This window comes from Pseudomonas sp. 1176_21 (genome assembly GCF_052850635.1).
Map to the genome: position 1 here is coordinate 376,940 of NZ_VXCV01000005.1, position 23,733 is coordinate 400,672.

Genomic DNA, 23,733 nt, shown 5'->3' on the forward strand with positions numbered 1-23,733 from the left:
ATGGGGATAGGTATGCGCTTTCGCGCACTGTTTGGCGTTGTAGGACTGCTGCTGGCGGCAGTAACCGTCGATGCCTTCGCGATCACGCAAGTCAAGAGTGTCCGTTTATGGCGTGCGCCGGACAACACACGCCTGGTGTTCGACCTGTCCGGCCCGGTGCAGCACAGTGTGTTCACCCTGACGGCCCCGGATCGCCTGGTGATCGACATCAATGGCGCAACCCTGGGTGCGCCTTTGAACGTGTCCACCTCCAATACCCCGATCACCAGCGTGCGCTCGGCGCAGCGCACCCCTACCGACCTTCGCGTGGTCATCGACCTGAAAAAGTCGGTGACGCCCAAGAGCTTCACCCTGGCGCCCAACGCCCAGTACGGCAACCGTCTGGTGGTCGACCTGTTCGATCAGGAATCCGACGCCACGCCACCCACCCCGACCCCGTCGGTGGCCACCACGCCGGCCGTGCCGGTGACTCCGACGCAGCCGGCGATCAAGCTGACCCCGGTGCCCAGCGGCAAGCGTGACATCGTGATCGCCATCGACGCCGGTCACGGCGGCGAAGACCCGGGTGCGTCCGGCTCGCGCGGCCAGCATGAGAAAGACATCGTGCTGGCCATCGCCAAGGAACTGCAGCGCCAGATCAACAGCGAGAAAGGCTTTCGCGCCGAGCTGACGCGTACCGGCGACTACTTCATCCCACTGCGCAAGCGTACCGAGATTGCGCGCAAGAAGGGCGCTGACCTGTTCATCTCGATCCACGCCGACGCCGCGCCGTCCAAGGCGGCCTTCGGTGCCTCGGTGTTCGCCCTGTCCGACCGTGGCGCCACGTCCGAGACGGCGCGCTGGCTGGCCGACAGCGAAAACCGCTCCGACCTGATCGGGGGTGCCGGCAACGTCAGCCTCGACGACAAGGACCGCATGCTTGCTGGCGTGCTGCTCGACCTGTCGATGACCGCCTCGCTCAGCTCCAGCCTCAACGTGGGGCAGAAGGTGCTGGGCAATATCGGCCGGGTCACGCCGCTGCACAAGCGCCGCGTGGAACAGGCCGGGTTCATGGTGCTCAAGTCGCCGGACATCCCGTCGATCCTGGTGGAAACCGGGTTCATCTCCAACGCCAACGAGGCCTCCAAGCTGGCCACTGCCAGCCATCAGCAGGCCCTGGCGCGCTCGATCCACAGTGGCGTGCGCCAGTTCTTCCAGCAGAACCCGCCGCCGGGCACCTACATCGCCTTCCTGCGTGACAGCGGCAAGATCGCCCAGGGCCCGCGCGAGCACACCGTGCGTCCGGGCGAGACCCTGGCCATGATCGCCGTGCGCTACCAGGTCAGCGTGGCCAGCCTGCGCAGCACCAACGGCCTGAAAACCGATGAGCTGAAGGTTGGCCAGAACCTCGACGTACCGGCCACCACGCTGGCTGGCCAGCCATGAGCAGCGGCGCTCGCATCGAGCTGCTCAGCCCGCGGCTTGCCAACCAGATCGCCGCAGGCGAGGTGGTCGAACGCCCGGCCTCGGTGATCAAGGAGCTGCTGGAAAACAGCCTCGACTCCGGCGCCCGGCGCATCGACGTCGAGGTGGAGCAGGGCGGGGTCAAGCTGCTGCGGGTGCGCGATGATGGCAGCGGTATCGCTGCCGACGACCTGCCGTTGTCCCTGGCGCGGCACGCCACCAGCAAGATCCGCGACCTGGAAGACCTCGAGCGGGTAATGAGCCTGGGCTTTCGCGGCGAGGCACTGGCGTCGATCAGCTCGGTCGCGCGCCTGACCCTGACCTCGCGCACCCGCGACGCCGACCAGGCCTGGCAGGTTGAAACCGAAGGCCGCGACATGTCCCCGCGGGTGCAGCCGGCAGCGCATCCGGTGGGTACCTCGGTCGAGGTCCGCGACCTATTCTTCAATACCCCGGCCCGGCGCAAGTTCCTCAAGACCGAAAAAACCGAATTCGACCATCTGCAGGAAGTCATCCGGCGCCTGGCGCTGGCGCGCTTCGACGTGGCCTTCCATTTGCGCCACAACGGCAAGAGCGTCCTCAGCCTGCATGAAGCCCATGACGACACGGCCCGCGCACGGCGCGTGGCCTCGATCTGCGGCCCGGGCTTTCTGGAGCAGGCGCTGCCGATCGAGGTGGAGCGCAACGGCCTGCATCTGTGGGGCTGGGTCGGCCTGCCGACCTTCTCGCGCAGCCAGGCCGACCTGCAATACTTCTTCGTCAACGGCCGTGCCGTGCGCGACAAGCTGGTCGCCCACGCGGTGCGCCAGGCCTACCGCGACGTGCTGTTCAATGGCCGGCACCCGACCTTCGTGCTGTTTCTGGAGGTCGACCCCACCGGCGTGGACGTGAACGTGCACCCCACCAAGCACGAGGTGCGCTTTCGTGACGGGCGCATGGTGCACGACTTCCTGTACGGCACCCTGCACCGGGCGCTGGCCGATGTGCGCCCGCAGGATCACCAGCCGGGTGCAGCCGCTGCCCTCGAGGTGGAGCGCCCCAGTGGCCTGCAGGCCGGCGAGTTCGGCCCTCAGGGCGAGATGCGCCTGGCCGCCAATCTGCTCGAACAGCCCCCGGCGCAGCCGATGCTGAACACGGCGGGCAGCGCCGCGGGCAGTGGCTCGGGCGCCGGCTACCAGTACCAGTACACCCCGCGTCCGGCCCAGGCATTGCCCGCGGCCGAGGCCCAGGGGGTGTATCGCGAATTCTTCGCCCCGCTGCCCGGCAGCGAGCCGGCCAACCTGCCTCAGGGCCAGGGCGATATTCCGCCGCTGGGCTATGCGCTGGCGCAGCTCAAGGGCATCTATATTCTTGCCGAGAACGCCCAGGGCCTGGTGCTGGTGGACATGCATGCGGCCCACGAGCGGATCATGTACGAGCGGCTCAAGGTGGCCATGGCCAGCGAGGGCCTGAGCGGCCAGCCGCTGCTGGTGCCCGAGTCTCTGGCCCTGAGCCAGCGCGAGGCCGATTGCGCCGAAGAACACGCGGCGTGGTTCCAGCGCCTGGGCTTCGAACTGCAGCGCCTGGGCCCGGAAAGCCTGGCGATCCGGCAGATCCCTGCGTTGCTCAAGCAGGCCGAGGCCAATCGCCTGGTGCAGGACGTGCTGGCCGACCTGATGGAATACGGCACCAGCGACCGTATCCAGGCACACCTGAACGAGCTGCTCGGCACCATGGCCTGTCATGGCGCGATTCGCGCCAACCGGCGCCTGGCCCTGCCGGAAATGAACGGCCTGCTGCGCGACATGGAAAACACCGAGCGCAGCGGTCAATGCAACCATGGCCGACCGACCTGGACCCAGATGGGCCTGGACGATCTGGACAAACTGTTCCTGCGCGGTCGCTGATATGGCAGTTCGCAATCCCCCGGCCATCTTCCTGATGGGCCCCACCGCCGCCGGCAAGACCGACCTTGCCATCGAGCTGACCAAGGTGCTGCCGTGCGAGCTGATCAGTGTCGATTCGGCGCTGGTCTACCGCGGCATGGACATCGGCACCGCCAAGCCGTCCAAGGCGTTGCTGGCCGAGCACCCGCACCGGCTGATCGACATCCTCGACCCGGCCCAGAGCTATTCGGCAGCCGATTTTCGCCGCGATGCGCTGCAGGCCATGGCCGAGATCACCGCGCGCGGCAATATCCCGCTGCTGGTGGGCGGCACCATGCTGTATTTCAAGGCGCTGCTCGAAGGCCTGGCCGATATGCCTGCGGCCGATGCGCAGGTGCGTGCCGAGCTTGAAGCCGAGGCTGCACAGCTGGGCTGGCAGGCCTTGCACGCCCAGCTGGCGGCGGTCGACCCCGAATCGGCGGCGCGCATTCACCCCAACGATCCGCAGCGGTTGGTACGGGCGCTGGAGGTGTACCGGGTCAGCGGCATGACGATGACGTCACATCGCGAGCGTCAATCGGCGCAAAGTAGCGTCGCAGGCGCTTCGGGCCAGGAACAATTGCCCTATACTGTCGCCAGCCTGGCAATCGCCCCGCAGGATCGAAAGGTGCTGCACGAGCGAATTGCGCTACGATTTGGGCAAATGCTGGAACAGGGCTTCGTCGACGAGGTCCGATCACTGCGTGCCAGAAGTGACTTGCATGCAGGGCTGCCGTCTATACGGGCAGTCGGTTATCGCCAGGTCTGGGATCACCTTGATGGCAAGTTGAGTGCAGCTGAAATGCAGGAGCGCGGCATCATTGCCACTCGCCAATTGGCGAAGCGGCAGTTTACCTGGTTGCGCAGTTGGGCCGATCTGCACTGGTTGGACAGCCTGGCTTGCGACAATCTGCCACGCACCTTGAAATACCTGGGATCGGTCTCCATATTGGGCTGAGTCCCTGCAATTGCCGTCTACTCTTGGGGGTGGGGCGGCCTGAGCCATCATATTTCTTTGATTTTTTACTATTGATCCTTACAGGAGTGCGGCATATGTCAAAAGGGCATTCGCTACAAGACCCTTACTTGAATACTTTGAGAAAAGAGAAGGTCGGCGTTTCGATCTATCTGGTCAACGGCATCAAGCTGCAGGGCACGATCGAGTCGTTCGACCAGTTCGTGATTCTGCTGAAGAACACCGTCAGCCAGATGGTCTACAAGCACGCGATCTCGACAGTGGTGCCGGTTCGTCCGATTCGTCTGCCAAGCGCAGCCGACGCCGAACAGGGCGACGCTGAGCCAGGTAACGCCTGATAGGAGTCTGCTTTGTTCTTTGAGCGCCACGGTGGTGGTGAACGGGCAATCCTCGTTCACTTGGAAGGTCAGAGCCCTGAGGCGCGCGAAGACCCGCAGGAGTTCCGCGAGCTGGCCCTGTCGGCCGGTGCCGATATTGTCGCGTTCGCCAATGTGGCGCGACACCAGCCTACCGCCAAGTTCCTGATTGGCAGCGGCAAGGTCGAGGAATTTCGCGACCTGGTCAAAGCCGAACAGGCCGATTTGGTCATTTTCAATCACACCCTCACGCCCAGTCAGGAACGTAACCTCGAACGTGTCTTCGAGTGTCGCGTGCTTGACCGCACGGGTCTGATTCTCGACATCTTCGCCCAGCGGGCCCGTACCCACGAAGGCAAGCTGCAGGTCGAACTGGCCCAGCTCGAGCACATGAGCACGCGCCTGGTGCGCGGTTGGACTCACCTCGAGCGGCAGAAGGGCGGTATTGGTCTGCGCGGGCCGGGTGAAACCCAGCTCGAAACCGACCGGCGCCTGCTGCGCATACGCCTGCGCCAGATCAAGGGCCGCCTGGAGAAGGTGCGCAGCCAGCGCGAGCAGGCACGGCGCGGGCGCAAGCGCGCGGATATCCCCTCGGTGTCGCTGGTGGGGTACACCAACGCCGGCAAGTCCACCCTGTTCAATGCGCTGACCCAGTCCGAGGTGTATGCGGCCGACCAGCTGTTCGCCACCCTCGACCCGACCCTGCGTCGGCTCGAGCTGGATGACGTCGGGCCGGTGGTGCTGGCCGACACCGTGGGCTTCATCCGTCACCTGCCGCACAAGCTGGTCGAGGCATTTCGGGCTACGCTCGAAGAGTCGAGCAACTCCGACCTGCTGCTGCACGTGATCGACGCCCATGAGCCGGAGCGCATGGAGCAGATCGAGCAGGTCATGGCGGTGCTCGGCGAGATCGGTGCCGAAGGCTTGCCGATCCTCGAGGTGTATAACAAACTCGACCTGCTCGAAGGGGTCGAGCCGCAGATCCAGCGCGATGCCGACGGCAAGCCGCAGCGGGTATGGGTATCGGCCCGTGACGGTCGTGGCCTGGAGCTGGTGGGGCAGGCGATTGCAGAACTGCTGGGGGATGACCTGTTCATCGGTACCCTGCGCCTGGAACAGCGTTTCGCGCGGTTGCGCGCGCTGTTCTTCGACCTGGGGGCGGTGCAGAGCGAAGACCATGACGAAGACGGCAACACCCTGCTGGCGGTACGCTTGTCCCGGGTCGAGTTCAATCGCCTGGTAAGCCGCGAGGGGATGAAACCGCTGGAGTTCATCGAGCAACACACTTTGCAATACAAGCCCGACCTCGCGGTCGGGCAGCCGTGACAGGCATTCTGTAGCATTGGACGGCGCGCCGTGGGCGCGTCTTTGCTTTATCAGATGGAGAGCGCTATGGCTTGGAATGAGCCGGGTGGCAACTCGAACAATCAGGATCCTTGGGGTGGGCGCCGTGGTGGCGGCGACAAGAAGGGACCACCGGATCTCGACGAGGCCTTCCGCAAGCTGCAGGATAGCCTGAACGGCATGTTCGGCAGTGGCAAGAAACGGGGCGGCGACAGCGGCTCCGGCAAGGGTGCCGGTTTCGGTCTGCTGGGTATCGGCCTGGCCGTACTGGCGGCCATATGGCTGTACAGCGCCGTGTACGTGGTGGACGAACAGGAGCAGGCCGTGGTGCTGCGCTTCGGCAAATACTACGAAACCGTAGGGCCGGGCCTGAACATCTACTTCCCGCCGATCGATCGCAAGTACATGGAGAACGTCACCCGCGAGCGTGCTTATACCAAGCAGGGCCAGATGCTGACCGAAGACGAGAACATCGTCGAAGTGCCGCTGACCGTGCAGTACAAGATCACCAACCTGCAGGATTTCGTGCTGAACGTCGATCAGCCTGAAGTCAGCCTGCAGCACGCGACCGACAGTGCCCTGCGCCACGTGGTGGGTTCCACCTCGATGGACAAGGTGCTGACCGAAGGTCGTGAGCAGATGGCCGTGGAAATCAAGGAGCGTCTGCAACGCTTCCTCGACACCTACCGCACCGGTATCACCGTGACCCAGGTCAACGTGCAGAGCGCGGCAGCCCCGCGTGAAGTGCAGGAAGCCTTCGACGACGTGATCCGTGCCCGTGAAGACGAGCAGCGTGCGCGCAACCAGGCCGAGTCCTACGCCAACGGCGTGGTGCCGGAAGCCCGTGGTCAGGCGCAGCGCATCATCGAGGATGCCAACGGCTACCGCGATGAAGTGGTCTCGCGTGCCAAGGGTGAGGCCGACCGCTTCACCAAGCTGGTGGCCGAGTACCGCAAGGCTCCAGAGGTGACCCGTCAGCGTCTGTACCTGGACACCATGCAGGAAGTGTATAGCAACACCAGCAAGGTCCTGGTATCCGGCAAGGACGGTCAGAGCAACCTGCTCTACCTGCCGCTGGACAAGATGATCGACAGCCGCCGCAGTGGCAGCACCCCGGTCACCAGCGTCACGCCGTCGGCCAATGACGCCGCCAACCGTGCCGCCGCAGACCTGCAACAGCAACAGCGCGAGACGCGCTCCAGGGAGAGCCGCTGATGAGCAATAAATCCCTGATCGCCGTGATCGTCGCCGTGGTGCTGGCGATCGTCGCCTGGAACAGCTTCTACATCGTGGCCCAGACCGAACGCGCCGTGCTGCTGCAATTCGGCCGTGTGGTACAGGCCGATGTGCAGCCTGGCCTGCATGTGAAGGTTCCCTACGTCAACCAGGTGCGCAAGTTCGACGCGCGGCTGATGACCCTTGACGCACCGACCCAGCGGTTCCTGACCCTGGAGAAGAAAGCGGTGATGGTCGATGCCTACGCCAAGTGGCGCGTGCAGGACGCCGAGCGTTTCTACACCGCGACTTCGGGCCTCAAGCAGATCGCCGACGAACGTCTGTCGCGCCGTCTGGAAAGCGGCCTGCGCGACCAGTTCGGCAAGCGCACCCTGCATGAGGTGGTATCCGGTGAACGTGACGCGCTGATGGCTGACATCACCGCTTCGCTGAACCGCATGGCCAGCAAGGAGCTGGGCATCGAAGTGGTCGACGTTCGCGTCAAGGCCATCGACCTGCCCAAGGAAGTGAACCGCAGCGTGTTCGAACGCATGAGCACCGAGCGTGAGCGTGAAGCTCGCGAGCACCGCGCCAAGGGTAACGAGCTGGCCGAAGGCATCCGTGCCGACGCCGATCGTCAACGCCGCGTGTTGCTGGCCGAAGCCTATCGCGAGTCGGAAGAAACCCGTGGTGATGGTGATGCCCAGGCAGCAGCCATCTACGCCAAGGCCTATGGCCAGGACCAGGAGTTCTACGCGTTCTATCGCAGCCTGAAGGCCTACCGCGAGAGCTTCGCCGACAAGAGCGACGTGCTGGTGCTGGACCCGAGCAGCGAGTTCTTCCGCTTCATGGGCAAGACCAAACCGTAAGCATGCACACCCCGCCCGGCGGCTAAAACGTCGGGCGGGGTGCCTCCCGCGAGAAAACGGGTGTATGATGCGGCAGCCGGGAAATTCCCGGCTTTTTTGCGTCTGCAAGATCGATTGGCCTTTATCGGGCCCGGGCTTGTGGCGCACTTCAGGTTTTACGAGGGTATCGGCACTGCGGTTTCGCTGGAATCAGCGCTGCCCGTCATTGTGTGCCGATAGCTGCTTCACTCAAGGCTCGCCCGCGGGCAGGCCGCCCGGACCATAGGGGAAATGGCGTAATGGCAACGGTAGACCGCTGGCTGCTGCCAGATGGCATCGAAGAAGTACTGCCACCTGAGGCGGCGCGCATCGAGATCGCGCGTCGTCAGGTGTTGGACCTGTTCCAGAGCTGGGGTTACGAGTTTGTCGTGACCCCGCATATCGAGTACCTGGAATCGCTGCTCACCGGTGCCGGCCAGGACCTGGATCTGCGCACCTTCAAGGTCATCGACCCGCAATCCGGGCGGCAGATGGGCTTTCGGGCCGACATCACGCCACAGGTGGCGCGCATCGACGCGCACACCCTGCGCCGTGAAGGGCCGAGCCGCCTGTGCTATGCCGGCAGCGTGCTGCACGCCTTGCCACGTGCCCTGTCGACCTCGCGCAGCCCGATTCAGCTGGGCGCCGAGCTGTACGGCGATGCCAGCCCGGTCAGCGACGTCGAGGTCATCAGCCTGATGCTGGCCATGCTGCAACTGGCCGACGTGCCGGATGTGCACATGGACCTCGGGCATGTCGGTATCTACCGCGGCCTGGCCCGTGCGGCCGGCCTGTCGGGCGCGGTCGAGCAGCAGTTGTTCGACGCCCTGCAGCGCAAGGCCATCGACGAAGTGATCGAGCTGACCGCCACGCTGCCGGCTGACCTGGCCGGCATGCTGCGTTCGCTGACCGAGCTGTGCGGTGGGCGCGAAGTGCTCGAGCAGGCACGTGTGCGCCTGGGCCGTGCCCCGGCCGCGGTGCTGGCGGCGCTGGATGACCTGATGGCGATCGCTGAGCGCCTCGCCACGCGTTACCCCGAGCTGCCGCTGTATTTCGACCTGGGCGAGTTGCGCGGCTACCACTACCACACCGGTGTGGTGTTTGCCGCCTTCGTGCCAGGCGTCGGCCAGTCGATCGCCCAGGGCGGTCGCTATGACGACATCGGAGCGGACTTTGGCCGGGCACGCCCGGCTACCGGTTTCTCCACGGATTTGAAGACCCTGGTCACACTGGGGCGAGCCGAGGTGGTGTTGCCGTCTGGCGGGATCTGGATGCCCGACAGCAGCGATGCAGCACTTTGGCAGTTGGTCTGCCAATTGCGCAGTGAGGGCCAGCGGGTGGTTCAGGCCTTGCCTGGGCAGCCGCTGACCGCCGCCGTCGAGGCGGATTGCGATCGGCAATTGATTCAGCAAAACGGGCTTTGGCAGGTTCTGCCGCTGGCCATTTGAGATTCCACGCCGGCACGAGCCGGCGCCAAGTTTGCGCGAATGAGGACAAGTGTTATGGGTAAGAATGTCGTAGTCCTGGGCACCCAGTGGGGTGATGAGGGCAAAGGCAAGATCGTCGATCTGCTGACCGAACATGCTGCCGCCGTAGTGCGCTACCAGGGTGGCCACAACGCCGGCCACACCCTGGTGATCGACGGTGAGAAGACCGTGCTGCACCTGATCCCCTCGGGCGTGCTGCGCGAAGGCGTGCAGTGCCTGATCGGCAACGGTGTGGTGGTTGCTCCCGACGCCCTGCTGCGCGAGATCACCAAGCTGGAAGAGAAGGGCGTGCCGGTGCGCGAGCGCCTGCGCATCAGCCCGTCCTGCCCGCTGATCCTGTCCTTCCACGTGGCCCTGGACCAGGCCCGCGAAAAGGCCCGTGGCGAGCTGAAGATCGGCACCACCGGTCGCGGCATCGGCCCGGCCTACGAAGACAAGGTTGCGCGTCGTGGCCTGCGTGTGGGCGACCTGCTCAACATGCCACGCTTCGAAGACAAGCTGCGCGAGCTGGTGGACTACCACAACTTCATGCTGGTGGGTTACTACAAAGAGCCGGCCATCGAGTTCGAAAAGACCCTGGCCGAGTGCAAGGAATACGCCGAACTGCTCAAGCCGCTGATGCTGGACGTGACTGCCGAGCTGCACGACCTGCGTCGCGCCGGCAAGGACATCATGTTCGAAGGTGCCCAGGGTTCGCTGCTGGACATCGACCACGGTACCTACCCCTACGTGACCAGCTCCAACACCACCGCCGGTGGCGTTGCGACCGGTTCGGGCGTTGGTCCGATGTTCCTGGACTACATCCTGGGCATCACCAAGGCCTACACCACCCGCGTGGGTTCGGGCCCGTTCCCGACCGAGCTGTTTGACGACGTTGGTGCGCACCTGGCCAAGCAGGGCCACGAATTTGGCGCAACCACCGGCCGTGCCCGTCGTTGCGGCTGGTTCGACGCCGTCATCCTGCGTCGCGCCATCGACGTGAACAGCATCTCGGGCATCTGCCTGACCAAGCTGGACGTGCTCGATGGCCTGGAAACCATCAACATCTGCGTCGGCTACAAGGACGCAGCGGGCAAGGACGTTGCCCCTACCGACGCCGACAGCTACGTGGGCCTGCAGCCTGTGTACGAAGAAGTGCCGGGCTGGAGCGAGTCGACCGTGGGCGCCAAGACCCTGGAAGAACTGCCGGCCAACGCCCGTGCCTACATCAAGCGTGTGGAAGAGCTGATCGGTGCGCCGATCGACATCGTCTCCACCGGCCCGGACCGCAACGAGACCATCGTGCTGCGCCATCCGTTTGCCTGATTCGCTGTAGGCAGTAAAGAACGCCGCTGTCCCTCCGGGTCAGCGGCGTTTTTTTTGGCCAGTTGGTGAAAGGGTCATAAAGGTCAGCCCTGGCTATGAATTTGACCGGTATGCCTGCTGCCCGGCACGGCCTTTGCTGTAAGAATCGTCCTATAAGGTGCCATCACTATAATGGCCCCGCGATACGGAGGGTTCTTGTGTGTCGGCCGTTCTCTCATTGTTACGAAGCCGCCTGTTGCGGCCTGTCTTTGTTGCGTTGGGTATCGCTCTTTTGGTGCAGGTGCTGGTTGCGGTCGCGCTGACGCGGAGCACGGTGACTGCGCTGGAGGCCGATCTGGGTAATCGCCTGGGTGCAGACAGCCAGAAACTGTCGGGTGAACTGGAACAAGCCGGGCGTGAGCTCAGCTCGGGCCTGGACAGCCTTTCGGCCAGTACCCGCCAGCGTTTGTCCGCCGGGCTATCCGCACGCCTTCAGGAGGAGCAGGCGCAACTGCGCGTCACCCTCGAAAAAAGCCTCAAGGAGTCGGCCAATCACATGGCCGAACTGCTGGCATCGGTTGCGCCACGGGCCATCTGGGATGACGACATACCGGCACTGTCGGAGTTTTCCCGGCGCGCCCAGCGCAATGCCAACGTGCTCTTCGTGGTCTACGACGATGCCCAGGGCCAGCACCTGACCCGCTACCTGAACCGGCAGAACCCGATCAACCAGGCCCTGATGGAAAAGGGCCAGGGCGAACGGGCGCTCGACAAGGTGCTGGATGCGGCGCGCAACGACCCGGCGGTGTACATGATCGAAGCCTCGATCAACCCCAACGGCACCGAGATCGGCAAGGTGGTGATGGGCGTCTCCACGGCGTCGGTCGACAACGAGCTCAAGGCGCTGGACGCGCGCTTCTCGGCGCTGATCGCCAGCGGCGACCAGTTGGTCGGCGACAGCCTGGTAGGCGCTGCGGCCGACAGCAACAAGGCCCTGAGCGCCCGCCTGCAGGCGGCCCAGGCCAGTGCCGCGGCGATGCAGGCCAACACCTCGCAGACCGTGCAGCAAGCGGCGGCGACCCTGCGCTGGAACATCGGCCTGGGGCTGGTGGCGGTGGGCTTCGGCGTATTGCTGGTGGTGGCCGTGGTACTCGGCCGGCGCGTGCTGAGCAAGCTGCGCCTGCTGATTGCCGCGCTCAACGACCTGGCGGCCGGCGACGGCGACCTGACCAAGCGCGTACCGATCGACAGCCGAGACGAGATCGGCGACATGGCTGCGGCGGTCAACCAGTTCGTCGACAAGCTGCAGCCCATCGTGCGCGAAGCGGGCGAGGTGGCGCAGCGCACCGGGGTCGAGATCGGCACCATGGCGCAGAACAACGCGGGCGCCGATGCGGCGGCCGCTTCGCAGCGCGATGAAGTGGCCGAGAGCCTGCGTGCCCTGTCGAGCATGGCCGATGAAGCCCAGGCCGAGAGCCAGGCCATGCAGGCAGCGTTGCAGCAGGTGGTGGACATTCGCCAGGCCACCGACGAGAACAGCCGTACCTCGGCCCAGGTGGCCAAGCTGATCGAAGCGTTGGCCGGGCAGGTGGGGGCGGGCTCCAAGGTGATCGAGCGGCTGGCCGAGCAGAGCCAGCAGATCGAGGTGGTGCTGGAGGTGATCCACGGGATTGCCGAGCAGACCAACCTGCTGGCGCTCAATGCCGCCATCGAGGCGGCGCGGGCTGGCGAGACCGGGCGCGGGTTTGCCGTGGTGGCCGACGAAGTGCGGGCGCTGGCGAGCAAGACCCAGAGCTCGACCGGCGATATCCAGGCGCACATCGGTGCCTTGCAGCAGGGCGCGCGGGAGGCGGTGGCAGCCATCAGCCAGGCCGGGCGTCAGGCCAGCGAAGGCTTGACCGTGCTCAAGGACAACGCGCGCCTGCAGCAGTCGGTGCAGGTGTCGGTGGAGCAGGTGCATGCGGCGATCGGCCTGGCCACCCGGGCGGCCGAGCAGCAGGCGCAGGGGGCGCAGGCGGTGCGTGGGCGGGTCGAGACGATTCATGCCCAGGCCGAGCGTGCAGCGCAGGTGGTGATGCAGACCACGGCCAGCAGCAAGGTGCTGGATGACCTGGCGGCGCAGTTGAAGGCCAGCCTGGGGCAGTTCAGGGCCTGAGATAGTGTCGTTTGTATCGCGGGTCAAGCCCGCTCCCACAAGGGCCTCATCGATCCTTGTGGGAGCGGGCTTGACCCGCGATGCCTTTCAGGCGCGGTTCAGGTACATCCGCGTCGTCAGCAGGTACACCGGCAACCCCGACACCACAATCAACAGCGCCGCATAGGGCGCCGCCGCCGCGAATTCGACGTTGGCGGTATGCGCCCACACTTCGGTCGCCAGCGTGGTCATGCCGGTGGGGCTGAGCAGCAGGGTGGCGGTCAGCTCCTTCATCGCATCCAGGAACACCAGCGCAAACGCTGCCGCCAGGGCCGGGAAGATGATCGGCAGGGTCACCTTGCAGAACGCCTTGAACGGCGTCGCGCCCAGGGTGCGCGCCGCCTCTTCCAGCTGTGGTGCGGCCTTGGTCAGCGCGGTACGCACCGGCGCCTGCGCCAGCGGCAAGAACAGCAGCGCATAGGCCAGCAACAGCAGGCCGGTGGTCTGGTACAGCGCCGGCACATAGTGCAGGGCGAAATACACCAGGGTCAGCGCAATCACCAGCCCCGGCAGCGCGTGCAGCAAGTAGGGCAGGCGCTCGGCCCAGATCGCCAGGCGGCCCTTGTAGCGCACCACCAGAAAGCTCACCGGTAACGCCAGCAGCAGGCTCACCCCCGCGCCACCCAGTGCCAGCGACAGCGACGAGAACAGCGCCCGGCTGATGTCGGCCACCGGGAAGGCCGCCGACGATCCCACGCTCAGCCAGTAGCCCAGCATGCCCAGCGGGATGCCGCTGCCCAGCACTGCCAGCAGCAGGCAGCTCAACTGCCCCAGTACGCTCCAGCCACCCAGGCGGATCGGCCTGGCGCGGCGTGCCACGCCCTGGCCGATGCGCACGTGCCGCGCCTTGCCGCGTACCCGCAGCTCGAACCACAGCAGCAACAGGCACATGAACAGCAGCACCGCCGAGAGCATCGCCGCATTGGCGTTGCTGAACTCCAGCTCGAACTGCTGGTAGATCGCGGTGGTGAAGGTCTGCAGGCCCAGGATCGACAGCGCGCCGAATTCCACCAGCATGTGCAAGGCAATCAGCAGGCTGCCGCCCAGGATCGACGGCCACAGCAGCGGCAGGGTGACCCGGCGGAACACACCCCAGCGATTGTAGCCCAGGGTGCGGGCCGATTCTTCAAGCGAGGTATCGAGGTTGCGCAGGGTCGCGGCCACCGGCAGGAACACCAGTGGATACTTGGACAGCGCCATCACCAGGATCGCCCCGCCCAGCCCCTCGAAGCGCGGGCTCAGCGAGACCCAGGTGAAGCCGCTGACGAACGCCGGCACGGCAAACGGCAGGCACAGGATCACGCCCCACAAGCGCCGCCCGCGCAGGTCGCTGCGCTCCAGCAGCCAGGCCAGGGCCAGGCCGACCACGGCGCAGGCCACGGTCACCCCGGCCATCAGCAGCAGGGTGTTCTTCATCAGGCCCCAGACGAAGGGCCGCCACAGCAGGTACAACGCCTCGCGCCAGCCGGCCTGCCAGGCCTTGAGGCCCACGTACAGCAACGGCAGCAGGCTCAGGCCCACCAGCAGCAGCACCGGCAGCACCACCCAGATCGAGGGGCGCTTGCGGCGCGGAACATAATGCGCCACAGACGGCGCAGGCAGCACGGCTTCCATCAGAGCAGGCCGACCTCGCGCTCAAGTTCCAGGGCTTCCTCGGCATTGCCCAGGTCGGCCGGGGTGATCTTCGGCGGGTGCAGGTCTTCGAACGGCTTCAGGCCCTGGTCCGAGACCATGCCCTTGTGCAGCGGATACTCGGCGGTGGTCTGGGTGATCACGCGCTGGCCTTCTTCGCTGGCCATCCAGGCGAGCAGGGCCTGGGCTTCCTTGGGGTGCTTGCTGGCCTTGACCGCCGCGGCGCTGGAGATGGTCACCAGGCCACCGACGTCGCCGTCGGCCAGGTAGTAGAGTTTGGAGTCCAGCTGGCCGCGCTCTTTCTTGAGGGCGTACCAGTAGTAGTTGTTCACCAGTACGGCAGCCACTTCGCCGTTTTCCACGGCCTTGAGGGCAACCATGTTGTTGGTGTAGGTCTTGCCGAAGGCCTTGAGGCCGGTCAGCCATTCTTCGGCCGCTTCACGCCCGTGCAGCTTGAGGATGGCCACGGCCTGTTCCTGGAACGCGCCGCTGGTGGGCACGAAGCCGACCTTGCCGTCCCACTCGGGGTCGGCGAAGTCCATCACCGATTGGGGCAGGTCTTTTTCGTCGATCACCTTGGGGTTGAAGGCCACCACGCGGGTGCGAGCGGTCACGCCCATCCAGGTGCCGTTGCTGGCCACGTATTCCTTGGGCAGCACTTGCAGGGTCGAATCGTCGATCTTGGCCAGCAGGCCTTTCTCGCCCAGGTTGTTCAGCGGCGGCGATTCTTCGGTATAGATGACGTCGGCCGGGGAGCGTGCGCCTTCTTCCTCGATCTGGCTGGCCAGCTGGTTGCTGCTGCCCTTGCGGATATTGATGTGAATGCCGGTCTTGGCCTCGTAGGCCTTGGCGATGGCTTCGCCGATTTCCTTGTGCTGGCCGTTGTACAGGGTCAGCGTCACAGGGTCGGCGGCCATGGCGGCGGGTGCTGCGAGCACCAGGCTGAACACGGAAACGGCCAGGCCGCGCAAAATCGGGTTGATGCGGATCGTCATGCGGGTGGTTCCTCGCTTGCGGGCTACAAATCTTGAAACAATGATAAACGATATAGTTTCTCAAGTACGCCCGTGAGGAAAAATTCATGAGCTGACTATCGGTTAACTCACTTGATTTGTTGGGCAGGGCGGGGTGGCAACGCAGCGTCCGAATGGGCGGCAGTGGGGTGAGCTCGAATCGCAGGCACAAAAAAACCCGCTTTCGCGGGTTTCTCTAGAATATGGTGCCCAGAAGAAGACTCGAACTTCCACGACCGTAAGGTCACCAGCACCTGAAGCTGGCGTGTCTACCAATTTCACCATCTGGGCAAAGTTGAAGCATTGAAACATGAAACGGTGTAGCGTGTGTTGCGTAAATTCCAGACAGGCAAGCTAATCTGAAACTTGAAAATTGGTGCCCAGAAGAAGACTCGAACTTCCACGACCGTAAGGTCACCAGCACCTGAAGCTGGCGTGTCTACCAATTTCACCATCTGGGCATATCGTCGAGGCTTCATGATGCTTCACATCGCGCCGCTTCTCAACTATAACGACGCTGTCCGTCGTTGTGGTGCGCACTATACGGATGCCCTCGAAGGCTGTAAAGCCCCGTTCAGAAAAAATCTCAAAAATTTCAAGTCGTTGTTCCTTGGGCTGTTTTGGCATCACTCAAGGGCCCTGACGGGGCTGTCAAAGCCTCGGATTTCCGGTTTCAATACGGCTATGCCAAACTAACCCTATATAGACAAGGTGAACCCCTACTAATGGCCGATTGGCAGACCCTCGATCCCGAGGCCGCTCGTGAAGCGGAAAAATACGAAAACCCCATTCCTAGCCGTGAGCTGATCCTCCAGCGCCTTGACGAGCGCGGCTCTCCCGCCGCCCGCGAGCAACTGGTGGAAGAGTTCGGCCTGCAGACCGAGGACCAGATCGAGGCCTTGCGTCGCCGCCTGCGCGCCATGGAGCGCGACGGCCAGCTGATCTACACCCGGCGCGGCACCTATGCCCCGGTAGACAAGCTGGACCTGATCCTGGGTCGCATCTCGGGCCACCGCGACGGTTTCGGTTTTCTCGTCCCCGACGATGGCAGCGACGACCTGTTCCTGAGCCCGGCGCAGATGCGCCTGGTGTTCGATGGCGACCGAGCGCTGGCGCGCGTGTCCGGGCTTGACCGGCGCGGCCGGCGTGAAGGCGTGGTGGTCGAAGTGATCTCCCGTGCCCACGAAAGCATCGTGGGGCGCTACTTCGAGGAAGGCGGGGTGGGCTTCGTGACCCCCGACAACCCCAAGGTCCAGCAGGAAGTGCTGGTGACCCCGGGCCGCAATGCCGGCGCCAAGGTCGGCCAGTTCGTCGAGGTGAAGATCACCCACTGGCCGACCCAGCGCTTCCAGCCGCAGGGCGATATCGTCGAAGTGATCGGCAACTACATGGCGCCGGGCATGGAAATCGACGTGGCGCTGCGCAGCTACGACATTCCCCATGTATGGCCCGAGGCGGTCATCAAGGAAGCGCGCAAGCTCAAGCCTGAAGTCGAAGAGAAGGACAAGGAACACCGCATCGACCTGCGTCACCTGCCGTTCGTCACCATCGACGGCGAAGACGCACGGGACTTCGACGATGCCGTGTACTGCGAAAGCCTGGGCAAGCTGCGCCTGTTCTCCGGTGGCTGGCGCCTGTTCGTGGCGATTGCCGACGTGTCCAGCTACGTGCGCCTGGGCTCTGCCCTGGACAACGAAGCCCAGGTGCGCGGCAACTCGGTGTACTTCCCCGAGCGGGTGATCCCGATGCTGCCCGAGGAACTTTCCAACGGCCTGTGCTCGCTGAACCCGAACGTCGACCGGCTGGCGATGGTCTGTGAAATGACCATCAACAAGTCCGGCCAGATGGTCGATTACCAGTTCTACGAAGCGGTCATCCACTCCCACGCGCGCCTGACCTACAACAAGGTCAGCAGCATGCTCGAACATGCCCGTACCCGTGAAGGCAAGGCGCTGCGTGAGCAGTACAGCCACGTGGTGCCGGACCTCAAGCAGCTGTATGCGCTGTACAAGGTGTTGCTGGCGGCCCGTCACACCCGTGGCGCGATCGACTTCGAAACCCAGGAAACCCGCATCATCTTCGGTGCCGAGCGCAAGATCGCGGAAATTCGCCCGACCGTGCGCAACGATGCGCACAAGTTGATCGAAGAATGCATGCTCGCGGCCAACGTGGCGACGGCCGAGTTCCTCAAGAAGCACGAGATCCCTGCGTTGTACCGCGTGCACGACGGTCCGCCGCCGGAGCGCCTGGAAAAACTGCGCGCCTTCCTCGGCGAGCTGGGGCTTTCGCTGCACAAGGGCAAGGATGGTCCGTCGCCCAAGGACTACCAGGCGCTGCTGTCGCAGATCGCCGGTCGCCCTGACTTCCACCTGATCCAGACCGTGATGCTGCGCTCGCTGAGCCAGGCGGTGTACAGCGCCGACAACAACGGCCACTTCGGCCTGAACTACGAGGCGTACACCCACTTCACCTCGCCGATCCGGCGTTACCCCGACCTGCTGACCCACCGTGCCATCCGCAGCGTGATCCGTTCGCGCCAGGAAACCCCGCACGTCAAGCGGGCCGGCGCGATGAGCATTCCCAAGGCGCGCATCTACCCGTACGACGAGGCGGCCCTGGAGCAGTTGGGCGAGCAGTGCTCGATGAGCGAGCGACGCGCCGACGAAGCCACCCGCGACGTGACCAACTGGCTCAAGTGCGAGTACATGAAGGATCGCGTGGGCGAAAGCTTCCCGGGTGTGATCACCGCGGTGACCGGTTTCGGCCTGTTCATCGAACTGACCGACATCTACGTCGAAGGCATGGTGCACGTCAGTGCCTTGCCGGGTGACTACTACCACTTCGACCCGGTACACCATCGCCTGGCGGGCGAGCGCACCGGTCGCAGCTTCCGCCTGGGCGACACGGTCGAAGTGCGCGTGATGCGCGTGGACCTCGAACAGCGCAAGATCGATTTCGAGATGGCCGAAAACACCCTGAATGCGCCGATCGGTCGCAAGCAGCGTGGTGCCGAGCCTGCCGCCAAGGGCAAGACGGGCGCTGCCCCGGCCAAGTCCAATGGTGCCGCCAAGCCCTACAGCGCGCCGGCCAAGGCCGCCAAGGTCGAAGCGGCGCCGGCCGAGCCGCCGCGTCGCAGCCGCAAGAACGAAACCTCCGAAGCCTATTTCCCGGCCGATGCCGCAGCCAAGAACGCCGAAGTGCGCAAGAGCCGGGAAATGAAGAAGGCGTTGCTGTCCGATGCCAAGAACGCCGTGGGCAAGCCTGCGGCCAAGGGTTCGAAGACGTCTTCGGAGAAACCGAGCAAGCATCGCAAGGGGCCGCCAAAAGCCGGTTCCGCTTCACGTAAACCCAAGGGCAAGTCATGAGTCAGCTGGAAAAGATCTACGGTGTGCATGCGGTGGAGGCCCTGTTGCGCCACCACCCCAAGCGGGTCAAGCAGATCTGGCTGGCCGACAGCCGCAGCGAACCGCGGGTGCAGGCCCTGCTGGAGCTGGCCGCACAGAACCGAGTGACGGTCGGCCAGGCTGAACGCCGCGAGATGGACGCCTGGGTCGAGGGCGTGCACCAGGGCGTGGTCGCCGAGGTCAGCCCGAGCCAGGTGTGGGGCGAGGCGATGCTCGAAGAGCTGCTGGACCGCACCGAAGGCGCGCCGCTGATTCTGGTGCTGGACGGTGTGACCGACCCGCACAACCTGGGCGCCTGCCTGCGCACCGCCGATGCGGCCGGTGCGCTGGCAGTGGTGGTGCCCAAGGACAAGTCGGCGACCCTGACCCCGGCGGTACGCAAGGTGGCGTGTGGCGCTGCCGAGGTGATCCCGCTGGTGGCCGTGACCAACCTGGCGCGTACCCTGGAGAAGCTCCAGCAGCGCGGCCTGTGGGTGGTGGGAACGGCGGGGGAGGCCGAACAGGAACTGTATCAGCAGGACCTGACCGGCCCGACCATCCTGATCATGGGCGCCGAGGGCAAGGGCATGCGCCGCCTGACCCGCGAGCACTGCGATTTTCTGGTGAAACTGCCGATGGCCGGCAGCGTCAGCAGCCTGAACGTGTCGGTGGCCACGGGCGTGTGCCTGTTCGAGGCGGTGCGTCAGCGTCAGGCCAAGCGCAAGGCCTGATACGGGCGTTGCCACTTTCGCGGGTCAAGCCCGCCCCCACAGGGCTTTCGGTGGCCTGTGTGGGGGCTGGCCTGGCCCGCGATGCTTTCAAGGCTGTTCAAATAATCACCAATTGCCTTGCGTGCGCCCCGGCGCTTCTCTACAATTGCGCCCCTTGCCCCGCTGGCAGGCGCGCATGCGCCCACCGCACAAGGCAAGACAAACAGTGTCATTCACTCCTTGTCTGACCACCCTGGTGGCAGACTACAACCCGTAAGGAGCATTCATGCGTCATTACGAAATCATCTTTCTGGTCCACCCTGACCAGAGCGAGCAAGTCGGCGGCATGGTTGAGCGTTACACCAAGCTGATCGAAGAAGACGGCGGCAAGATCCACCGTCTGGAAGACTGGGGCCGTCGTCAACTGGCCTATGCAATCAACAATGTTCACAAGGCTCACTACGTGATGCTGAACGTTGAGTGCACCGGCAAGGCCCTGGCCGAGCTGGAAGACAACTTCCGCTACAACGATGCCGTGATCCGTAACCTGGTCATCCGTCGCGACGAAGCCGTTACCGGCCAGTCCGAGATGCTCAAGGCTGAAGAAAACCGCAGTGAGCGCCGTGAGCGTCGCGACCGTCCTGAGCACGCTGACAACGCCGAAGGCGATGACAGCGACAACAGCGACAACAGCGATAACGCTGACGAGTAATCCACGGACCTTTTGAGGAGCCTATTACATGGCACGTTTCTTCCGTCGTCGTAAATTCTGCCGCTTCACTGCTGAAGAAGTGAAAGAGATCGATTACAAAGATCTCAACACCCTGAAAGCTTATGTATCCGAAACCGGCAAGATCGTTCCAAGCCGTATCACCGGTACCAAAGCTCGTTATCAGCGTCAGCTGGCTACCGCTATCAAGCGCGCCCGCTTCCTGGCCCTGCTGGCCTACACCGACAGCCACGGCCGCTGAGACCGGGTCGTCGACAGGTAGCAAGGGATAAAGTGCATGCGAGCGTTAGCTGATTTCATCATGCGCGGTCGCGTGCAGGCCACTCTGGTAGTGGTCGGTTGTGCGGCATTGCCGCTGTTGTTCTGGTTGAGTGCCGCCGCCGGGAGCCTGGTGTTCCTGCGGCGCGGTTTCAAGGACGCCTCCGGGATCCTCGCCTGGGCATTGCTGCCCGCGCTGGTCTGGTGGTTCTTCGGTGAACCGCGCACCTTGATGGTGTTGCTGGGAACCTTCGGTCTGGCTGCGTTGCTACGCGCCGGACAGTCCTGGAGCCGGGTGCTGTTGTTCAGCATCGCCTGGGGCCTGGTGTATGGCGTCATCCTGGGTTCGGTGTTCCGCGAACCGATCGAAGCGCTGGCGCAGGTGCTTGAAAAAGCCCTGCCGCAGATGCTCGACGGTCTCTACCAGCAGTTGACGGTAGAAGAGCGGGCCCACCTGGGGAGCGTGATCGCACCGGTGCTTACCGGCCTGATTGCGGCATTGCTGCAGGCAGTCAGTCTGCTGGCCCTGATGTTGGGTCGCTACTGGCAAGCCGCGTTGTACAACCCGGGAGGCTTTGGCAGCGAGTTTCGCGCCATACGGCTCCCGCTGGTACCGGCGCTGTTGCTGCTGGTGTGCATGCTGATAGCGCCGAATTTCGGCAGCGAACTGGCGATGTTGACACCGTTGTGCAGCGTACCGCTGGTGTTCGCCGGGCTGGCCCTGATTCACGGGCTGGTCGCGCAGAAGCGCCTGGCCAGGTTCTGGCTGGTGGGGATGTACGTGACGCTGGTGCTGTTCATGCAGCTGATTTATCCGTTGCTCGTGGTTCTGGCCATTGTCGACAGCCTGATTGATTTTCGCGGTCGTTCTGCATCGAAAGATGCCGGTGACGCGAACGGTGAAGGTTAAAAGTTAAGAGGTTTATACCTAATGGAACTGATCCTGCTGGAAAAAGTCGCCAACCTGGGCAACCTGGGCGACAAGGTAAATGTTAAGGCCGGTTACGGTCGTAACTTCCTGCTGCCATTCGGCAAGGCTACCGCTGCGACCGCTGCCAACCTGGCTGCGTTCGAAGAGCGTCGCGCCGAGCTGGAAAAACTGGCTGCTGACAAGAAAGCTTCGGCTGAAACCCGCGCTGCCCAACTGGCCGAGCTGGAAGTGACCATCACTGCCACCGCCGGTGACGAAGGCAAGCTGTTCGGTTCGATCGGCACCCACGACATCGCTGACGCCCTGACCGCCTCCGGCGTTGAAGTGGCCAAGTCTGAAGTGCGTCTGCCGAACGGCACCATCCGCAACGTTGGCGAATTCGACGTAGCCGTGCACCTGCACAGCGACGTAGAAGCCACCGTTCGCGTGGTTGTCGTCGCAGCCTAAGCTGGACCAATCGACTGGCACCCTGGGTGCCAGCCGGTTAACATCGGGCACGATCCTGCATTGCAGGTCGTGCCCTTTGTCTTTTTCAACACCCTGATTCCCAAGTGGCCATGAACGAGATAACCGCCCCCGAGCAATATGATCTGCAAACCGCTGCCCTGAAGGTGCCGCCGCATTCCATCGAGGCCGAACAGGCCGTACTCGGTGGCCTGATGCTGGACAACAACGCCTGGGAGCGCGTGCTCGATCAAGTCTCCGACGGCGACTTCTACCGGCATGACCATCGCCTGATCTTCCGCGCCATCTACAAGCTCGCCGACCTCAACACCCCGTTCGACGTGGTGACGCTGCACGAGCAGCTCGACAAGGAAGGCCTGAGCTCCCAGGTCGGTGGCCTGGGTTACCTGGGCGAGCTGGCCAAGAACACCCCGTCGGTGGCCAACATCAAGGCCTATGCGCAGATCATTCGCGAGCGCGCCACACTGCGCCAGCTGATCAGTATCAGCAGCGAGATCGCCGACAGCGCGTTCAACCCCCAGGGCCGCAACGCCGCCGAGATCCTCGACGAGGCCGAACGGCAGATCTTCCAGATCGCCGAAGCACGGCCCAAGACCGGTGGCCCGGTAGGGGTCAACGAACTGCTGACCAAGGCCATCGACCGCATCGACACGCTGTTCAACTCCGACAGCGCCATCACCGGTATCTCCACCGGCTACACCGACCTGGACGAGAAGACCAGCGGCCTGCAACCGGCCGACCTGATCATCGTGGCCGGCCGTCCGTCGATGGGTAAGACCACCTTCGCCATGAACCTGGTGGAGAACGCCGTGTTGCGCAGCGACAAGGCGGTGCTGGTGTACTCCCTGGAGATGCCAGGCGAATCGCTGATCATGCGTATGCTCTCCTCGCTGGGGCGCATCGACCAGACCAAGGTGCGTTCCGGCCAGCTGGACGACGACGACTGGCCGCGCCTGACTTCGGCGGTCAACCTGCTCAATGACCGCAAGCTGTTCATCGACGACACCGCCGGCATCAGCCCGTCGGAAATGCGCGCACGTACCCGGCGCCTGGTGCGTGAGCATGGCGAGATCGCCATGATCATGATCGACTACCTGCAACTGATGCAGATCCCGGGCTCCAGCGGTGACAACCGTACCAACGAGATTTCCGAGATCTCGCGCTCGCTCAAGGCCCTGGCCAAGGAATTCAACTGCCCGGTCATCGCCCTGTCGCAGCTCAACCGCTCCCTCGAGCAGCGCCCCAACAAGCGCCCGGTGAACTCCGACTTGCGTGAATCGGGTGCGATCGAGCAGGACGCCGACGTGATCATGTTCGTGTACCGCGACGAGGTGTACCACCCCGAGACCGAGCACAAGGGCATCGCCGAGATCATCATCGGCAAGCAGCGTAACGGCCCCATCGGCTTCGTGCGCCTGGCGTTCATCGGCAAGTACACGCGCTTCGAGAACCTGGCACCGGGCAGCTACAACTTCGACGACGACGAATAAGGTACCGATGGCCAATTCCGACTTCTGACGT

General features: G+C 64.1%; 19 protein-coding genes and 2 tRNA genes. 17 read left to right on the forward strand and 4 right to left on the reverse strand.

Annotated elements, in window-relative coordinates; translation table 11 throughout:
• The 10 genes from FW760_RS15020 (at nt 1) to FW760_RS15065 (ending at nt 13,051) form a co-directional block, all read left to right on the forward strand.
• Nucleotides 1-1,425, forward strand: a complete 1,425-nt coding sequence (locus tag FW760_RS15020; RefSeq protein WP_196932996.1) for an N-acetylmuramoyl-L-alanine amidase — start codon at nt 1-3, stop codon at nt 1,423-1,425.
• Nucleotides 1,422-3,329 carry a DNA mismatch repair endonuclease MutL gene (mutL, locus tag FW760_RS15025; RefSeq protein ID WP_446443843.1) on the forward strand — a complete coding sequence of 636 codons (1,908 nt, stop codon included), beginning with the start codon at nt 1,422-1,424 and terminating at the stop codon, nt 3,327-3,329. Before FW760_RS15020 ends, mutL begins: the two co-directional genes overlap by 4 nt.
• A 1-nt stretch (nt 3,330) precedes the next feature.
• Nucleotides 3,331-4,305, forward strand: a complete 975-nt coding sequence (miaA, locus tag FW760_RS15030; RefSeq protein WP_043863536.1) for a tRNA (adenosine(37)-N6)-dimethylallyltransferase MiaA — start codon at nt 3,331-3,333, stop codon at nt 4,303-4,305.
• Nucleotides 4,306-4,400: 95 nt separating this feature from the next.
• Complete coding sequence (gene hfq / locus FW760_RS15035; protein WP_043863535.1) at nt 4,401-4,661, forward strand: RNA chaperone Hfq; 261 nt, start codon at nt 4,401-4,403, stop codon at nt 4,659-4,661.
• 12 nt (nt 4,662-4,673) lie between these two features.
• A complete protein-coding gene (gene hflX, locus FW760_RS15040) occupies nt 4,674-6,005 on the forward strand; it encodes a ribosome rescue GTPase HflX (protein ID WP_043863534.1) in 1,332 nt (443 codons plus the stop codon).
• 66 nt (nt 6,006-6,071) lie between these two features.
• Nucleotides 6,072-7,238, forward strand: coding sequence for an FtsH protease activity modulator HflK (gene hflK / locus FW760_RS15045; protein ID WP_043863533.1), 1,167 nt, complete (start codon nt 6,072-6,074; stop codon nt 7,236-7,238).
• Nucleotides 7,238-8,107, forward strand: a complete 870-nt coding sequence (hflC, locus tag FW760_RS15050; protein ID WP_043863532.1) for a protease modulator HflC — start codon at nt 7,238-7,240, stop codon at nt 8,105-8,107. Before hflK ends, hflC begins: the two co-directional genes overlap by 1 nt.
• Before the next feature lie 278 nt (nt 8,108-8,385).
• On the forward strand, nt 8,386-9,573 hold the full coding sequence (locus FW760_RS15055) for an ATP phosphoribosyltransferase regulatory subunit (protein ID WP_043863531.1): 1,188 nt from the start codon (nt 8,386-8,388) through the stop codon (nt 9,571-9,573).
• Between the two features lie 54 nt (nt 9,574-9,627).
• Nucleotides 9,628-10,917, forward strand: coding sequence for an adenylosuccinate synthase (locus FW760_RS15060; protein ID WP_043863530.1), 1,290 nt, complete (start codon nt 9,628-9,630; stop codon nt 10,915-10,917).
• 199 nt (nt 10,918-11,116) lie between these two features.
• Nucleotides 11,117-13,051: a methyl-accepting chemotaxis protein gene (locus FW760_RS15065; protein ID WP_043863529.1), complete on the forward strand. Its 1,935-nt coding sequence runs from the start codon at nt 11,117-11,119 to the stop codon at nt 13,049-13,051.
• An 87-nt stretch (nt 13,052-13,138) separates the two neighbouring features.
• On the opposite strand, the gene FW760_RS15070 is transcribed toward FW760_RS15065, so the two are convergent.
• The 4 genes from FW760_RS15070 to FW760_RS15085 all read right to left on the reverse strand — a co-directional run bounded on the left by FW760_RS15070 (nt 13,139) and on the right by FW760_RS15085 (nt 16,196).
• On the reverse strand, nt 13,139-14,704 hold the full coding sequence (locus tag FW760_RS15070; RefSeq protein WP_116052593.1) for an ABC transporter permease: 1,566 nt from the start codon (nt 14,702-14,704) through the stop codon (nt 13,139-13,141).
• Entirely contained in the window at nt 14,704-15,717 is a 1,014-nt protein-coding gene (locus FW760_RS15075; RefSeq protein ID WP_116052596.1) for an extracellular solute-binding protein, read from the reverse strand. The genes FW760_RS15070 and FW760_RS15075 overlap by 1 nt, the downstream gene beginning before the upstream one ends.
• Before the next feature lie 222 nt (nt 15,718-15,939).
• Nucleotides 15,940-16,026: transfer RNA gene (locus FW760_RS15080), tRNA-Leu, on the reverse strand.
• 83 nt (nt 16,027-16,109) lie between these two features.
• A tRNA-Leu gene (locus FW760_RS15085) sits at nt 16,110-16,196 on the reverse strand.
• Between the two features lie 264 nt (nt 16,197-16,460).
• Here FW760_RS15085 and rnr point away from each other — a divergent pair.
• The 7 genes from rnr to dnaB all read left to right on the forward strand — a co-directional run bounded on the left by rnr (nt 16,461) and on the right by dnaB (nt 23,702).
• Nucleotides 16,461-19,100, forward strand: a complete 2,640-nt coding sequence (rnr, locus tag FW760_RS15090; protein ID WP_058541588.1) for a ribonuclease R — start codon at nt 16,461-16,463, stop codon at nt 19,098-19,100.
• Nucleotides 19,097-19,849: a 23S rRNA (guanosine(2251)-2'-O)-methyltransferase RlmB gene (gene rlmB, locus FW760_RS15095; RefSeq protein ID WP_043863525.1), complete on the forward strand. Its 753-nt coding sequence runs from the start codon at nt 19,097-19,099 to the stop codon at nt 19,847-19,849. The genes rnr and rlmB overlap by 4 nt, the downstream gene beginning before the upstream one ends.
• A 265-nt stretch (nt 19,850-20,114) precedes the next feature.
• A complete protein-coding gene (gene rpsF, locus FW760_RS15100; protein WP_043863524.1) occupies nt 20,115-20,540 on the forward strand; it encodes a 30S ribosomal protein S6 in 426 nt (141 codons plus the stop codon).
• Between the two features lie 28 nt (nt 20,541-20,568).
• Nucleotides 20,569-20,799, forward strand: a complete 231-nt coding sequence (rpsR, locus tag FW760_RS15105) for a 30S ribosomal protein S18 (protein ID WP_003171373.1) — start codon at nt 20,569-20,571, stop codon at nt 20,797-20,799.
• A 36-nt stretch (nt 20,800-20,835) separates the two neighbouring features.
• Nucleotides 20,836-21,726: a hypothetical protein gene (locus FW760_RS15110; RefSeq protein WP_446443844.1), complete on the forward strand. Its 891-nt coding sequence runs from the start codon at nt 20,836-20,838 to the stop codon at nt 21,724-21,726.
• Nucleotides 21,727-21,747: 21 nt separating this feature from the next.
• Nucleotides 21,748-22,194, forward strand: coding sequence for a 50S ribosomal protein L9 (rplI, locus tag FW760_RS15115; protein ID WP_043863522.1), 447 nt, complete (start codon nt 21,748-21,750; stop codon nt 22,192-22,194).
• Between the two features lie 110 nt (nt 22,195-22,304).
• Nucleotides 22,305-23,702, forward strand: coding sequence for a replicative DNA helicase (dnaB, locus tag FW760_RS15120; RefSeq protein ID WP_043863521.1), 1,398 nt, complete (start codon nt 22,305-22,307; stop codon nt 23,700-23,702).
• The last annotated feature ends 31 nt before the right edge of the window (nt 23,703-23,733 follow it).

Excerpts from the sequence above, each read along its gene's own strand:
- rplI (WP_043863522.1), top strand. The coding sequence starts at position 21,748 with ATGGAACTGATCCTGCTGGAAAAAGTCGCCAACCTGGGCAACCTGGGC.
- FW760_RS15110 (WP_446443844.1), top strand. The coding sequence starts at position 20,836 with ATGCGAGCGTTAGCTGATTTCATCATGCGCGGTCGCGTGCAGGCCACT.
- rnr (WP_058541588.1), top strand. The coding sequence starts at position 16,461 with ATGGCCGATTGGCAGACCCTCGATCCCGAGGCCGCTCGTGAAGCGGAA.
- rlmB (WP_043863525.1), top strand. The coding sequence starts at position 19,097 with ATGAGTCAGCTGGAAAAGATCTACGGTGTGCATGCGGTGGAGGCCCTG.
- miaA (WP_043863536.1), top strand. The coding sequence starts at position 3,331 with ATGGCAGTTCGCAATCCCCCGGCCATCTTCCTGATGGGCCCCACCGCC.
- mutL (WP_446443843.1), top strand. The coding sequence starts at position 1,422 with ATGAGCAGCGGCGCTCGCATCGAGCTGCTCAGCCCGCGGCTTGCCAAC.
- dnaB (WP_043863521.1), top strand. The coding sequence starts at position 22,305 with ATGAACGAGATAACCGCCCCCGAGCAATATGATCTGCAAACCGCTGCC.
- hfq (WP_043863535.1), top strand. The coding sequence starts at position 4,401 with ATGTCAAAAGGGCATTCGCTACAAGACCCTTACTTGAATACTTTGAGA.
- hflK (WP_043863533.1), top strand. The coding sequence starts at position 6,072 with ATGGCTTGGAATGAGCCGGGTGGCAACTCGAACAATCAGGATCCTTGG.
- hflC (WP_043863532.1), top strand. The coding sequence starts at position 7,238 with ATGAGCAATAAATCCCTGATCGCCGTGATCGTCGCCGTGGTGCTGGCG.
- FW760_RS15075 (WP_116052596.1), bottom strand. The coding sequence starts at position 15,717 with ATGACGATCCGCATCAACCCGATTTTGCGCGGCCTGGCCGTTTCCGTG.
- FW760_RS15020 (WP_196932996.1), top strand. The coding sequence starts at position 1 with ATGGGGATAGGTATGCGCTTTCGCGCACTGTTTGGCGTTGTAGGACTG.
- FW760_RS15055 (WP_043863531.1), top strand. The coding sequence starts at position 8,386 with ATGGCAACGGTAGACCGCTGGCTGCTGCCAGATGGCATCGAAGAAGTA.
- rpsF (WP_043863524.1), top strand. The coding sequence starts at position 20,115 with ATGCGTCATTACGAAATCATCTTTCTGGTCCACCCTGACCAGAGCGAG.
- rpsR (WP_003171373.1), top strand. The coding sequence starts at position 20,569 with ATGGCACGTTTCTTCCGTCGTCGTAAATTCTGCCGCTTCACTGCTGAA.
- FW760_RS15070 (WP_116052593.1), bottom strand. The coding sequence starts at position 14,704 with ATGGAAGCCGTGCTGCCTGCGCCGTCTGTGGCGCATTATGTTCCGCGC.
- FW760_RS15060 (WP_043863530.1), top strand. The coding sequence starts at position 9,628 with ATGGGTAAGAATGTCGTAGTCCTGGGCACCCAGTGGGGTGATGAGGGC.